General features: G+C 69.5%; 13 protein-coding genes and 1 pseudogene. 8 read left to right on the forward strand and 6 right to left on the reverse strand.

All coding sequences use genetic code 11. The annotated features are described in order from the left end of the window. Positions 1 to 180: pseudogene (locus tag ABZ193_RS04385) on the forward strand (hypothetical protein); the annotation flags it as partial. Positions 181 to 324: 144 nt separating this feature from the next. Here ABZ193_RS04385 and ABZ193_RS04390 read toward each other — a convergent pair. Together ABZ193_RS04390 and ABZ193_RS04395 are read right to left on the reverse strand one after the other, a co-directional pair. Beyond that, positions 325 to 660 carry a helix-turn-helix transcriptional regulator gene (locus ABZ193_RS04390; protein ID WP_020418899.1) on the reverse strand — a complete coding sequence of 112 codons (336 nt, stop codon included), beginning with the start codon at positions 658 to 660 and terminating at the stop codon, positions 325 to 327. Then, positions 644 to 1984: a hypothetical protein gene (locus ABZ193_RS04395; protein ID WP_354708864.1), complete on the reverse strand. Its 1341-nt coding sequence runs from the start codon at positions 1982 to 1984 to the stop codon at positions 644 to 646. The genes ABZ193_RS04390 and ABZ193_RS04395 overlap by 17 nt, the downstream gene beginning before the upstream one ends. Positions 1985 to 2352: 368 nt before the next feature. On the opposite strand from ABZ193_RS04395, the gene ABZ193_RS04400 reads away from it, so the two are divergent. The 7 genes from ABZ193_RS04400 to ABZ193_RS04430 are packed head-to-tail and all read left to right on the forward strand — an operon-like array spanning position 2353 to position 7519. After that, the gene (locus ABZ193_RS04400) at positions 2353 to 3063 is read left to right on the forward strand and encodes a hypothetical protein (protein WP_354708865.1); all 711 of its coding nucleotides are present in this window, start codon (positions 2353 to 2355) and stop codon (positions 3061 to 3063) included. After that, the gene (locus ABZ193_RS04405; RefSeq protein ID WP_237339120.1) at positions 3060 to 3506 is read left to right on the forward strand and encodes a thioesterase family protein; all 447 of its coding nucleotides are present in this window, start codon (positions 3060 to 3062) and stop codon (positions 3504 to 3506) included. The genes ABZ193_RS04400 and ABZ193_RS04405 overlap by 4 nt, the downstream gene beginning before the upstream one ends. A gap of 3 nt (positions 3507 to 3509) precedes the next feature. Then, positions 3510 to 4319, forward strand: coding sequence for an SDR family oxidoreductase (locus ABZ193_RS04410; protein WP_354708867.1), 810 nt, complete (start codon positions 3510 to 3512; stop codon positions 4317 to 4319). Between the two features lie 29 nt (positions 4320 to 4348). Next, on the forward strand, positions 4349 to 5125 hold the full coding sequence (locus tag ABZ193_RS04415; protein ID WP_354708868.1) for an enoyl-CoA hydratase/isomerase family protein: 777 nt from the start codon (positions 4349 to 4351) through the stop codon (positions 5123 to 5125). Further along, positions 5122 to 6174, forward strand: a complete 1053-nt coding sequence (locus ABZ193_RS04420; RefSeq protein ID WP_020418905.1) for a ketoacyl-ACP synthase III — start codon at positions 5122 to 5124, stop codon at positions 6172 to 6174. Before ABZ193_RS04415 ends, ABZ193_RS04420 begins: the two co-directional genes overlap by 4 nt. Beyond that, positions 6174 to 7265, forward strand: a complete 1092-nt coding sequence (locus ABZ193_RS04425) for a beta-ketoacyl-ACP synthase 3 (protein ID WP_237339122.1) — start codon at positions 6174 to 6176, stop codon at positions 7263 to 7265. The genes ABZ193_RS04420 and ABZ193_RS04425 overlap by 1 nt, the downstream gene beginning before the upstream one ends. A gap of 23 nt (positions 7266 to 7288) precedes the next feature. After that, positions 7289 to 7519: a phosphopantetheine-binding protein gene (locus ABZ193_RS04430; RefSeq protein ID WP_020418907.1), complete on the forward strand. Its 231-nt coding sequence runs from the start codon at positions 7289 to 7291 to the stop codon at positions 7517 to 7519. Positions 7520 to 7542: 23 nt separating this feature from the next. Here ABZ193_RS04430 and ABZ193_RS04435 read toward each other — a convergent pair whose 3' ends face one another. Genes ABZ193_RS04435 through ABZ193_RS04450 form a run of 4 tightly spaced genes read right to left on the reverse strand, consistent with a single transcriptional unit; the run spans position 7543 to position 13143 of the window. Next, positions 7543 to 8211: a TetR/AcrR family transcriptional regulator gene (locus ABZ193_RS04435; protein ID WP_237339123.1), complete on the reverse strand. Its 669-nt coding sequence runs from the start codon at positions 8209 to 8211 to the stop codon at positions 7543 to 7545. A gap of 55 nt (positions 8212 to 8266) precedes the next feature. Next, positions 8267 to 9814, reverse strand: a complete 1548-nt coding sequence (locus tag ABZ193_RS04440; protein ID WP_354708870.1) for a sugar ABC transporter ATP-binding protein — start codon at positions 9812 to 9814, stop codon at positions 8267 to 8269. Then, entirely contained in the window at positions 9811 to 10932 is a 1122-nt protein-coding gene (locus ABZ193_RS04445) for an SMP-30/gluconolactonase/LRE family protein (RefSeq protein WP_354708872.1), read from the reverse strand. Before ABZ193_RS04445 ends, ABZ193_RS04440 begins: the two co-directional genes overlap by 4 nt. A 9-nt stretch (positions 10933 to 10941) precedes the next feature. Beyond that, positions 10942 to 13143 (reverse strand): SMP-30/gluconolactonase/LRE family protein, encoded by a 2202-nt coding sequence (locus tag ABZ193_RS04450; RefSeq protein WP_354708874.1) that lies wholly within the window; start codon positions 13141 to 13143, stop codon positions 10942 to 10944. Between the last annotated feature and the right edge of the window lie 11 nt (positions 13144 to 13154).

Below are 13154 nucleotides of genomic sequence, written 5' to 3' on the forward strand. Positions count from 1 at the left end.
GTGACCACCCAACTCCACACGACGGAAATCCGGGACCCGCGCACCGCTGCCGGATCGCTGATCCGGGCCGCTCGACTGCGCATGGGGTACAGCCAGTACACGTTGGCGGCCGAACTTCTCCGGATTTCGGGTAATTCCGCGATCACCCGCGAGCAGGTCGCGCGGTGGGAGCGCGGCAAACGGATACCGCGGCCCTACTGGAGGAGATGGCTGGCGGAGGTTCTGCACTTGCCGGAGGCGCTGCTCGACGGTGAAGCCCGTCTGGCCCACCGCGCTCGCGCTGCTCAGCCGACAGCGCCGGTGGCCGCCGCATCGCACGACCCGTCAGCGCCGGTGCAACGTGGCCGAGGGGAGCTCGTCGTAGTGGCTGCGGTACCAGGCGGCGAAGCGCCCGCAGTGACGCACGCCCCAGCGGCTGGTCACCGCCTCGACCGTGCAGCCCGCTTCCGGATCTCCGGCGAGGAGGTCTTCGTGGATTCGCCGCAGCCGGGTCAGCCGGATGTAGGCGTTGGGCGAGACACCGAGCTCCTCCTGGAACCGCCGCTGGAGCCAGCGCACGCTCACCCGTGCGTACCTCGCGAGCTCCGGTACGGAGAGCCTTTTGTCGGCGTGCTCGTCGATGAGCGTGATGACAGCGGCCAGATCAGGCCCGGACGGCATCGTCGTTTCCACCTTCCAACGTGAACGCCGCCGGTTGACGACGGCGCTGTCGCAGCTCGAGCAGCAGCAGGTCGGACGATGGCCGACCCCGGAACCTCGAGAGCTGCCGGATCAGGTCGTCGAGTGCGGCGTCCACCCGGGCCGAGGTCAGCCAGACGTGATCGTCCAGCAGCTCGCGAACGGCCTCCTGCGCCTTGTCGATCTGTCCAGTCCGGATCCGCAGGCCGGCCAGCCGCGCGGTGGTCAGCGCGCGTGAGCGGCGCTCGGCCGCAGCGCGTTGCTTCACCGAAACCGCTAGTGCGCGCTGCGATGCGGCAAGCTCACCGGCGTATTCCAGCACGATGGCCCGCTGATACGTGAAGGTCGCGCTGTCGGTTCCGGTTCCGGAGAGGACGTGTTCGGCCGCGGCCAGCGCGTCGCGCGCGTCGGCCCTGCGGTTCGACGCGGCACGGGTGATGGCCGCGTGGCCCAGGAATTCCGCCAGCTGGTCCCGCCGCACGGCGCGCTCGCCCACCGCGAGAGCGGCTTCCGCTAGCCGGTTCGCGTTTCCGGCATCGCCCAGCGTCCACGCCTGGAGACTGATGTTCCGCAGGATGGCCGCGTAGAGAGCCGGGTCGCCGGACTCGATCGCCAGCCGCACGGCGATGCGGAAGTAGGCCAGTGCGAGACCGTGGAAATGGCTGTCGAAAGACATGAACCCCGCGAGGTCGCAGGCAGTGGCGGCGGCCGCGCACAATGCTCGGCGGGTCCTACCCGGGGTTGCGCGGCCCGCGACGTCGACGACGTCCTCGGCCAGGTAGGCGACGAGTGCCACGCGCGCGTGGCCGCCGCCGAAGCGGCGATCGACCGATTCGAAGGTGGAGATCATGGTCCCGAGGGCCTCACCTGCCGGTGGAAGCCGGTCTGGAGTGGAGTAGCCGGGCAGCCCGTCCGGCCAGCCGGGTACTTCGAGGTCCGTTCGCCGGTAGATGCGTCTCTCCTGGGATCCGGTCCAGATCGAGGAGAGGTCCGCCCGGGCGAGGTGCCGGAGCGCGGCGAAAGCGTCCGTGCCGGTGGTGCTCTTTCGAGTCGCCGGACCCGTGAAGCCGGCTTCGTCCGGGGTGACGACCCGCCCCAGCCGTCGCGAGAGGGCTTCGGCGATGTACAAGGGCGTTTCTCCCCTTGGTGTCGCTCCCCGCAGCCAGTGCGAGACCGAGGTCCGGTCGTAGGTCAGTGTCCGGCCGGATTCGGCGGCGACGGCGTTGACGGCCCGTGCCAGGCCTTCCCGCGTCCAGTCGGCCACCGCCAGCAGCTGCCGCAACTTTTCGTTCGGATCCCGTGACATCCTGCACGCCTCCCACTGGCGGACACCGCGCCCGTGACGGCTCGTACACCTTCATATCGCCGATCGAGATGCGACAGGCAGGGGCCAATCCTTGGCCGCCGCCCTTCCGTTCAACACGTTCAACATCCGACTGCGCCGGAACACTGGCGTGCCGTGTTGATCGCCGCTTACATGGATGACGTAGGTGGCACGGTCACGCGAATCGTCCTGTTACTACGGAAGTACGAGGCGGATCAGCTGGCCCCTATGCGGAGAGGATCTTCGTGGAAGTCGGTTCCGTGGGCGCGGCTCACGGACGGCGAACAGGTCACTCGTCCCGTGCGGAAGCCCGGCCCGATGCAGAGCCGGCGCAAATCTGGACCGCTCTGGTGGACGACCTGTGCCTGATGTCGTTCGTGGCCCGGACCCAGCAGGACGAGGCCGGTCCCGTCAGGGCTCGTGGTCTCGATGCGATCAGCAGGAACAACCTCTTGCACGCGCAGGAGATCGCGACCGCCTGTGGTGGCAGCGGGATGCCCGACCGAATCCGGTTGACCCGCCGTCCACCTCGTGAGTGGTGGCCCAGCGGTCTGTTCCACACAACCGACCAGTCGTGGCCCTCGGTCGTCGCCCGGGGTCTCGTCCTGGCAGCCGGCCTGGTGGTGCTGGCCCGGTCGCATCTCGCGGACGCGACCGCGCCCGGCTGGCGCACGGCGCTCGCGCTCGTCGAGCGTGGCCAGTCCAGGCAGTTCGGTCAGTGGCGGATGTCGGCAGGCCAGCTCATAGCCGAGCAGGACCGGCGTCCGGAATTCGAGCAGGCGTTCCGGGCGACGCTGGCGCGCTCGGGTGACTTGTACCGGGCAGGCGAGGGCGGTGTGTGCGAAGTGGGCGACGTGCAAGCCCACTACGCACTTCCCGTCGTACTGCGCCGATCGGGGCTGCCGCGGCCGTGGCTGGACACGTGGTGCGACTACCCGCGTCGCCGGCGCAACGCCACCGCGAGCCGCGCGGCGACCCGGCTGATCGACGAAATGCGGGTGCGCCGTGATTGGCCGCAGCGTGCACGAGCACGAAGAGCGGTGAAGGAAGTGGGGTCATGAGCAGATTCCGGTACCACTGCGCGATGCGGTGGTCCGATTTGGACTCCTTGGGACATGTAGCCGACACGTCCTACCTGCGGTACCTCGGAGAATGCCGGCTGGAACTGATCCACCGGCTGTTGCCCCGGTACGAGGCACAGGATCTGGCGCGCGGCAGTGTGGTCACCCGGCAGTCCATGACCTACCTCCGGCCGTTGTGCTACCGGACGGAACCGATCACGGTGGAAACCTGGGTGACGGACATCAAGGCGGCTGTCGTGCGCTTCGCCTACCTCGTCCGGGACGACGCGTACGGCTACCTGGAGGGCGAGGCCGATCTCGTCCCGGTCGACCTCCGGTACGGCACGCCGCGCCGGCTCACCGAAAACGAGCGCACTCATTTCGGCGCGTACCGGGAGGCGACGAGCCTCTCGCTCGCGGCATCGACGCACAACGGAGGTTGAGTGGTGAGTAGTGACAGCGGCACGGCCCTCGCGTCGTCCGCGATCCAGTCCAACGGGGACCGGGCGAGGAGAGGGAGGCTCGCCGGGAACGTGGCGATCGTGACCGGCGGCACGCGTGGTCTCGGCCTCGCCATGGCGGGCGCATTTCTCCAAGAGGGAGCGAGCGTCATCTGCGCTGCCCGGAGGGAAGCTCCTCTCGCCGAACTCCGGGCGGCACATGGCGACCGGGTGAGCGTCACCACCGTCGACGTCTGCTCGGCGGACTCGGTCCGGTCGCTCATGGACGCGGCGATGCGGCGGTTCGGGCGCGTGGACATCCTCGTCTCGAACGCGGGAGTCAGCCGCAACGGCAAGATCGTGGACCTCGGAGAACGAGAATGGCGAGAGGTGCTGGACACCAACCTGACGGGCGCTTTCCACTGCACGAAGTACGTGGTTCCGTGCATGGAGGCGGCCGGGGGTGGGCGCATCATCAACATCTCGGCCGGCATGTCGACACGCGTCGCGCCCGGCGCTGCCGCGTACTCGGCTTCGAAGGCCGCGCTCGAGATGTTCACCCGGGCATCCGCCGTGGAGCTGGCGAAAAAGGGAATCCTCGTGAACTGCATCGCCCCTGGATTCGTCAACACCGGGATGTACGAACCCCTGCGCGACGACGAGCGGCTGCGTTCCCGGTACGAACGCATGATGGTGTCCGGCCGTCCCGGTGAGCCGTCGGAGGTCGCGGCCGCCGCCGTGTTCCTCGCCAGTGCGGAGGGCTCCTACGTCAACGGGCACGTCCTGGAGGTCAACGGGGGTCTTCTGTGGTCCTGACCAAGCGAACCGACAGTAGGGAGAACACCGTGTACGTCGACGTGGCGGTCGAGGGTGCCGTGGCCACGGTCCGGATGGACCGGCCGCCGCTCAACGTCCTGAACCTCGAGTTGCTGAACTCGCTGCGGAAGGTGGCCGAGGAAATCGCAGGCAGACTCGACATCAAGGCCGTCGTTCTGTACGGAGGACCGAAGGCGTTCTCCGCCGGAGCCGACATCCACGAGCTCGAGCAGCTCGCCGACGAGGATGCGCGGGAACACGCCAAGGCGATGCAGGACGCGGTGATGTCGGTGGCGCACATACCGGTGCCCGTGATCGCGGCCATCCGTGGAGCGGCTGTGGGTGGAGGGTGCGAGCTCGCGCTCGCCGCCGACTTCCGGGTCTGCGCGGACAACAGCGTGATCGGACTGCCCGAGATCCTGCTCGGGGTCATCCCCACCGGCGGTGGCACCCAGCGCCTGACCGCTGTGGTCGGTCTTCCACGCGCCAAGGAGATCGTCTACTCGGGACGGGCACTCGCCGCCGCGGAAGCCGGGCAGATCGGGCTGGCCGATCTGGTGGTGCCCGACGGTGAAGTGCTCACCGAGGCGAAGAGCTGGGCAGCGCGTTACGCCGGCAGCTCCGCGACGGGGCTGCGGGCGGCCAAAGCCGCGCTCGAGTACGGACAGGACGACGGCCTCGCCGTCGAACTGCAGAACTTCGTCGAATCCTTCAACGCGCCCGATCGGAAGATCGGGATGCGCAGTTTCTTCGAGCACGGGCCAGGCCGGGCGGTGTTCGGCAAGGGCACGGAGGGGAAGTCATGAACACGAACGTGGGGATCATCGGCCTGGGCCGGTACCTGCCGAGCGAGATGCGGACGAACGAGGACGTCGCCGCTCGCACTCCCGGTGTGAACGCGGAGTGGGTCGGACGCCGGACGGGAGTGCTCACCCGGCACGTCGCCGCACCCGGGGAAGCCGCTTCGGACCTGGCCACACCCGCTGCCGAGGCTGCCTTGTCGGCCGCGGAGCTCGACCCCGCGCAGGTGTCGCTGCTCGTCGTGGCGACAACGACGGCCGACGAGCCCAGCCCGGCGACGGCCTGCCGGGTGCAAGCCGCGCTGGGAGCGGTCAACGCGGTGTCCTTCGACGTCAACGGGGCCTGCGCCGGCTGGCTGTTCGCGGTCAAGATCGCGCGCGACTGGCTGCGGGACAACCCGACGGGTGGGTACGCGGTCGTGATCGGCGTTGAGGTGTTCTCCCGGTTCCTGGATCCGGACGACCGTGCCACCGCTGTCATCTTCGGCGACGGTGCCGCCGCGACGGTGCTCGGACCGGTTCCCGACGGGACGGGGTTCGACGAGATCTGTCTCGGCACCGAGAGCGACCTGGCGGACGCCGTCGTGGTGCCGGGTGGCGGTAGCCGTCTTCCGGCCAGCCTGTCCACTGTAGAACGCCGTGAGCACACCATCCGGATGGACGGAAGGGCGGTCACCCAGTTCTTCCGGTCCAAGTTCCCGCAGCTGCTGCACGATCTGCTGGCCGACAACGACCTGAAACTGGACGAAATCGACGCTTTCGCCTGCCACCAGGCGAACCCGGTGCTGTTGAAGGCAGTGGCCGCCGAGCACGGGATCGACCAGGAGCGGCTCATCGTGGTGGCCGACCGCATCGGCAACATCGGGTCCGGATGCACACCCTACGCGATCGCAGAGGCGGTGGCCCGGGGACGTTTGCGGCCGGGCTCCCGGGTGGTCCTCGTCGCGTTCGGCGCCGGCATGACGTGGGGCAGTGCGTTGCTGACCTGGGCGCCGGGCGTTCGGCTGCTGGACGCCACCCCCGCCCCTGCCGCCCGTGCCAAGGAGAGTGTGTGATGACTACTTCCGGTCTCATCGGGCTGGGTATGAGCCTTCCGCCCGACATCGTGCCGAACGACAGGTTGATCCAGGACAACGGGCTCGATTCGAGTGACGAGTGGATCCGGACGCGCACCGGGATCAGTGCGCGGCGGATGGCCGACGAGTACACGAGCACCGGCGATCTCGGCGTCGCCGCTGGTGCCGCGGCCCTCGCCTCCGCCCGGTTCGTGACGGGGGGCGACGTCCGCCCGGACATGGTGATCCTGGCTACGACCACGCCGGATCACCGGTGCCCGTCGACCGCGCCGCACATCGCGCACCGCCTGGGCCTCAAGGACATCGCCGCGGTCGACGTCTCCGCCGCCTGTTCGGGGTTCGTGTACGCGCTCTCCCTGGCCCATGCGCTCGTCGTGGCGGGAACGTACCGGCAGGTCCTCGTCGTCGCCGCGGAGACCTACACGACGACGTTGATCGACCCGCACGACCGGGACACCGCGATCCTGTTCGGCGACGGGGCAGGGGCGGTCGTGGTGGCCCCCGCGGCGCCAGGAGACCCGGGTGCGATCGAGTCGATCCAGCTGGGCAGCGACGGCACCGGGCTGGAGGTTTTCCACGTGCCGGCCGGCGGGTCGAGGTCGCCGTTCCGGATGAGCCAGGGCCCGGTCGAGGAGCTGTACGTCAAGATGAACGGGCGCGCGCTCTACACCAGCGCCGTCCGCCGGATGACCGCGACCGCCAGGGCCGCGCTGAGCGGAGCGGGCTGGTCGGTCGAAGAGGTCGACGTGTTCATCGGCCACCAGGCGAACCAGCGGATCCTCGACAGCGTCGCCGAGCACCTCGGTCTTCCACCCGGCCGGCAGCAGGGGAATCTGCGCGAACTGGGGAACACGGCCGCCGCGTCGGTGCCACTGGCTGTCGCGGACGCCGCGCTTCGCGGGGCTGCCGGCCCTGGCGACCGCACCCTTCTCGCCGCGTTCGGCGCCGGCTTCACGTGGGGCTCGGTGGCACTGCGGTTCCCGGCCGCCGTGCCCTACAGCCTCGCCCCGCACGCCGCCGGAGCGCCGGAACCCGCGGCGCCCGGCCGCCGGGTCGCCACCCACGCTTGATCACAGTTCCAGGAGAGGAAGCGATGACCGAACGCTACGAGCAGTTGACCCGGACCCTGGTCGAGAAGTTCTCGGCCGACCCGGAGCAGATCGACCCCGGCGCCACCCTGGCCGAACTCGGCCTGGATTCGCTCGCGGTAGCCGAGTTGTTCATGAACCTCCAGGACGAGTGGGATGTGCCGTTGCAGGACGACATCGACTCGATGGAGCTGACCCTCGAGCAGGTGCTGAAGCTGGCCGAGTCGGCGGGATGACGAGGGTTCCCGGCCGGTGGACCTCACCGGCCGGGAACACCCTCCAGGTGCTTCGGGCGCTCGTGGACCCCCACGCTCATCAACGCGATGTCGACGTAGCGCCGGGCGACCTCTTCGGGTGTCATCGGGCCCGTGGGGTGGTACCAGCGCGCGATGGACTGGCACATGCCGAGCAGGGCGCGGGCCGTCTCGGCGGGCTGCGCCACCGTGAAGATGCCCTGCACCGTGCCGTCGGTGACGACGCGGACCAGCAGGTCTTCCACTTCCTTGCGGATGGCCGCGTAGCGCTTGCGGTTCGGGGCCGACAGGTAGCGCAGTTCGACGTCCAGGGTGGCCAGCTTGACGCGGTGCGTCATGTACAGCACGACCGCCTCGATCATGTTCACGAACTGCAGGTCGGGGCGGTCGCCGGCGTCGTCGACCGCCGCCCGCGCCCGCCACGCCACCTCGAGCGTGCCCTTCTCCAGCAGCGCGACGAACACGCCCTCCTTGTTCTCGTGGTGGTAGTACAGCGACGGCACCGTCTGGCCGACCCTGCGGGCGATGTCCCGCACGGACGTGCCGTAGAACCCGCGCTCGTAGAACGCCTGGAGCGCCGCGGCCAGCAGGGGGGTCAGGTCGAGCGGCTCGAAATTGCGCCAGTCGCCCTGCCCGCCCCGCGCGGGGCGGGTCTTCCTCGCTGCTGCTTTCACGCCTGTCCACCCGACTTTCGTCCGTTGCCGGTGCCTGCCAAGGTTACGCCCCGCCTCAGTAGATCGCGGCGTACATGATCTTCTCCTGCGTCGCCTCCGCGCGGCTGAACTCCGCGACCGCGCGGCCGAACCTGGTGACCAGGATGCGGTCGGACACGGCGAGGATCTCCGGCAGGTACGAGGAGATGACGATAACGGCCTTGCCCTCGTCGGCGAGCGTGCGGATCAGGTGGTGGATCTCGTCGATGGCGCCGACGTCGACGCCGCGCGTGGGCTCGTCGAAGATGACCACCTCGGGCTCGGCGACCAGCGACTTGCCGACCACGACCTTCTGCTGGTTCCCGCCGGACAGCTCGATGATCTTCGCGTCCGCGTTGATCGCCTTGATGCGCAGCTTCGCCGACCACTCGCCGGCGATGCGCTTGCGCTGCGAGCCGGACAACAGCCACTGCCTGCGGCCCCGGCGCGAGGCGAGGTAACCGAGGTAGATGTTGTCGGCGACGGTCATCGTCTCGAAGAAGCCGTCGAGCTTGCGGTCCTCGGTGATGTAGACGATGCCGTCGTCGATCGCCTGCTTCGGCACCCGGTAGCGCACCGGTTTGCCGTTGAGGAGCACCCGCCCGCCGTGGATCCGGTTGCGTTTCAGTGCGCCGGTGACGATCTTCGCCGTCTCCGTCCGGCCGCTGCCGATCAGCCCGGCGATGCCGAGCACCTCCCCGGCGTAGGCCGAGAACGACATGTTCTTCACGACGTTGCCGAGGATCAGGTTCTCGACCTCCAGCACTCGGCGGCGCCGGACGTGGCCCTCGCGCGCGGCGGGCCGGTTCCGCGCCGCCCCGTCGAGCGGCCTGCCCACCATGTACTTGACGATCTCGTCCCGCGACGTCTGCTTCGCGTCCAGGCAGGCCACCCGCTTGCCGTCGCGCAGGACGGTGACGCGGTTGGCGATCGCGAGCGATTCCTCCAGCGCGTGGGACACGTAGATGATGCCCAGGCCGGCGTTGCGGAGGTCCTCGATCACGTTGAACAGGTGCAGGGTCTCCTCGGGGGTCAGGCTCGCGGTCGGCTCGTCGAAGATGACGATCCGGGCGCCGGTCCGCAGCGCCCGCGCGATCTCCACCATCTGCTTCTTCGCCGCGCCGAGGTTGGACACGTAGGCCGTCGGATCGACGTGGAAGTTCATCGACTGCAGCAGCTGCTGGGCCCCGATGTTGAGCGAGCGGAAGCGGGTCAGCAGCTTTTCGTGGCCGAGCTCGATGTTCTGCGCCGCGGTCATCGTCGGCACCAGGCTCGTCTCCTGGTAGACCATCGCGATGCCGTGGTCGAGCGCTTCGTGCGGCCGCCGGAACGAGACCTCCTCGCCGCTGATGCGCACCACCCCGCTCGAGTGCTGCACCGCGCCGGCGAGGATCTTGCACAGCGTCGACTTGCCCGCGCCGTTCTCGCCGACCAGCGCGTGCACCTCGCCGGCGCGCAGGTCGAAGTCGACCTCGGAGATGGCGTGCACCCCGCGGTAGGTCTTGGTCACCTTCGCCATGTCGACGAGCAGCGTGCCGTCGCCTGCCGGATCGATGTCCAGCTGCTCCACCAGTGACTGGCTCATCGCGCGTCACCCGCCCTCGTGATCAGGACCTCGTCGGCGCCGCGGACCGCGACGAACAACCGGTTGCCGTACTGCTTCACCGACGTCACCCCGTGCCGCCGCCCGCCGCCGCGGCTGTGCATGCCGCGGACCGGGTAGCCGTCCGGGTCCAGCCGGGTCACCAGCCCGTAGGACCGGGGTGGCGCCCACGGTTTGATCACGCCGAGCTTTCGGATCTGACCGCCCTGCAAGGGTTCCAGGCCGGAGTCGAGGCCACGCAACGCGGGGCGGATCCACAGATCCGGTTCGATGGTGCGCATCATCTCCTCGACGTAGTCGCGCTGGGTGAGCACGAACTCGACCAGCTGGGTGCGCAGCGCGAACACCGCGAGCCAGTACCCGCCGCCCGAGGCCGGGCTGATCCGGCCGGGGTAGCCGGGCAGGTTGTCCCGCAGCACCTCCGGCCGGCCCGGATCCGCCAGCGGGTACCGCACGAGCCGGTGCGACCACGCCTCGCTGACGACGAGCGAGTTCTCGTCCGCGGTGAGCGTCACCCCGCTGGGATGGGCGAGGCCGCGGGCCAGCACGGTGGTGCGCCCGGTCCGCGGGTCGTGCCGCAGGAGCCGGCCCAGCGCGTTCTGCTCCATCAGGTCGCGGACCCAGTCCCCGCCGTGGTGGCGCGACGAACCGTCGGTGAGGTAGATCGTCCCGTCGCCGGCCACCACGACGTCGGTCAGGCAGTGGGTGGGCACCCCGTCGGCGTCGGCGTCGACGAGGACCTCGGTGCCGCCACCCTGGTCGATGCGGACGAGCCCGAGACCCGCCACGCACACCAGCAGCCCGCCTTCGCGGTCGACGGTGATCGCGCCGGCCTCGCCGGGCACGGTGGCGGCGATCTCGTGGTGGGCGAAGTTCAGCCCGTACCGCCGCACCACCTTGTCGGCAGTGGTCACGTAGAGCGAGCCGAACGCGTCGCGCACCATGTCGTCGGGTTCGGGCAGCTCGTCGATCGACTCCTCGATGCGGTCCAGCTCGTCGTTCGGGGTGAGCCCGCCGTCCAGCGGCGGGATGGCCCTGGCGCCGGACCGGCCGGGGAACAGGAACTCCTTGACCAGTTCCCACGCTTCTGCTCGTGGCACGGTTCCTCCTCAGCTCACCGACGCGTGGTGCGTCTCGCGGGCCTCGCCGGCGGCCGCGGCGGGCGCCTCGCGCAGCTTGATCCGGCCGATGCGGTTGTTCTCCAGCCCGCCGATGTACAGGTAGCCGTCGTGCTCGCGCATCGACGTGATGGTGGAGTGCTTCTTCCCGCCCGGGTCCCAGTAGGTGTCGAGCACCTCGCCCCGCTCCGACACCCGCACCACGCAGCCGTGGTTCATGCTCGGGTAGAGCCATTCGTCGCGGGGGATGCGCTTCATCATGCGGCGGCGGAACTTCGGCATGCGCATCGCCAGGTCGTAGGCGGGGGAGCGCATGCCGCAGATCGCGACCCAGTAGGCGCCGCCGGAGGCGCGGTTGATGTTGTCCACGTACCCGGGGAAGTTGTCCATGAACACCTCCAGCCGGCCCTTCTTCGGGCCGCTGTGCCAGTACCGCAGGATGCGGCACAGCCAGGTCTGGGCGATCAGCACCGATTCGCCGTCGTGGGCGCAGCACACGCCGTTGGGGAAGACGAGGTCCGGCACCGCGGTGCTGGTCTTGCCCGTGGCCGGGTCGTAGCACAGCAGCCGACCGTTGGGCCGCCCCTCGATGCCGTCGAGGACCCAGTCGGCCATCTCGAACCGGTTGGTGGCCTCGCTGAAGTAGATTTTGCCGTCCGGTGCGATGTCGAGGTCGTCGGGCAGGCGCAGCCTGGAGTCGTCGCGCAACCGGGTCCACGTCCGGGTGGTCTCGTCGGAGAGCTTGCGGTGCTTGCCGTCGGGCGAGACCGAGTACAGGCCCATCCCGCCGACGCACACGATCAGGTTGCCCGCCGCGTCGAAGGCCAGGCCGAGCGGATGCCCGCCGATGCGGGCGAACACCTCGCGTTCGCGGTAGCCCTCCCCGGAGAACCGCAGGATCCAGCCCTGCCGGGTGCCGCAGTAGATCCGGCCCTGGTCGTCGAGGATGACGTCCTCGGGGCCCTCGACCTCGCCGAGGCCGATCTCCTCGGCGTCGCCGAGCCGGTCGTTGACCTCGTACGGGCTGCCCGAGCCCCGCCGCACGTCCGGCGGGGTGCCGTACTCGACCAGCGTCGGGTTGACGTAGGTCTTCTGGATCGCCTTGCCGCGGTTCTTGCCCCACTTGGTGTCGAGCCCGACGGCGATGATCAGCACGATGGCCAGCGCCGTCTGCAGGACCTCACCGCCGACGTCCATCAGCAGCAGCCCCTTGCCGAGCAGGCTGATCGTGGCCGCGCCGATGAACGCCCGCCACACCGTGCCCTTGCCGCCGGACAGGCTGATGCCGCCGAGGATCACCGCGGTCAGCACGCTGAGCTCCATGCCTTCGCCGACGCGGGCGCTCGCACTGCCCAGGCGCGCGGCGTAGAAGACACCGGCGAGCGCGCACAGCGCGCCGGAGATGACGTAACCCAGCAGCAGGACGCGTTCCACCCGGATGCCGGCGTGCCGCGCGGCCCGCCTGCTCGCGCCCACGGCGGTGACGTGCCAGCCGAACCGGGACCGGCTGAGCAGGATGTGACCGGCGACGAGCACCACGAGCAGCGTGACGAAGCTGAACGGGATGCCGGCCACCTTGCCCGTGCTGAACCAGTCCCACACCGGGTCCATCAGGAACACCGTGGCGGTCTGCGCCGAGTAGTGCAGGTCCAGCAGGTTGAGCACACCGCGGAAGATGATCAGCGTGACGAGCGTGGTGAGGAACGGCCGCGCCTTGAGGTAGGCCACGATCGACCCGTTCACCGAGCCGAGGACCGCGCCGACGACGATCGTCAGCAGGATCGCCGGCACCACGGGCACACCCACGACGGTGATCAGCAGGAGCACCACGATGTTGCACAGCCCGAACATCGAGCCGACGGACAGGTCGATCCCGCCGGAGATCATCACGATCGCCATGCCGAGGCAGACGAGCGAGATCTCGGCGAGCTCGGTCGCCGAGGACAGCAGGTTCGCCGTGGTGGCGAAACCCGGTGCGGCGAAGGAGAAGAAGACGATCACGCCGACCAGGATCGCCAGCGGGATCGCGGGTTCCATCCACCGCTTCTCGAAGAGCTCGGCGAACACCTGCTGCGGGGAGAACCGGTATCGCAGGTGCCGCAACCGGGTGCCCAGGTTCTCGTTCTCCAGAACGTTGCGCTCCGGTGGCCGGCGCCGGGCGGGCACGGGCCGGACTTCCGTACTTGCCGTCATGGCGGTCCCTC

It is taken from the genome of Amycolatopsis sp. NPDC006125 (assembly GCF_040614195.1).
Taxonomy (GTDB): Bacteria; Actinomycetota; Actinomycetes; order Mycobacteriales; family Pseudonocardiaceae; genus Amycolatopsis_E; species Amycolatopsis_E tucumanensis.

Excerpts from the sequence above, each read along its gene's own strand:
- ABZ193_RS04405 (WP_237339120.1), top strand. The coding sequence starts at position 3,060 with ATGAGCAGATTCCGGTACCACTGCGCGATGCGGTGGTCCGATTTGGAC.
- ABZ193_RS04420 (WP_020418905.1), top strand. The coding sequence starts at position 5,122 with ATGAACACGAACGTGGGGATCATCGGCCTGGGCCGGTACCTGCCGAGC.
- ABZ193_RS04440 (WP_354708870.1), bottom strand. The coding sequence starts at position 9,814 with ATGAGCCAGTCACTGGTGGAGCAGCTGGACATCGATCCGGCAGGCGAC.
- ABZ193_RS04395 (WP_354708864.1), bottom strand. The coding sequence starts at position 1,984 with ATGTCACGGGATCCGAACGAAAAGTTGCGGCAGCTGCTGGCGGTGGCC.
- ABZ193_RS04425 (WP_237339122.1), top strand. The coding sequence starts at position 6,174 with ATGACTACTTCCGGTCTCATCGGGCTGGGTATGAGCCTTCCGCCCGAC.
- ABZ193_RS04430 (WP_020418907.1), top strand. The coding sequence starts at position 7,289 with ATGACCGAACGCTACGAGCAGTTGACCCGGACCCTGGTCGAGAAGTTC.
- ABZ193_RS04390 (WP_020418899.1), bottom strand. The coding sequence starts at position 660 with ATGCCGTCCGGGCCTGATCTGGCCGCTGTCATCACGCTCATCGACGAG.
- ABZ193_RS04450 (WP_354708874.1), bottom strand. The coding sequence starts at position 13,143 with ATGACGGCAAGTACGGAAGTCCGGCCCGTGCCCGCCCGGCGCCGGCCA.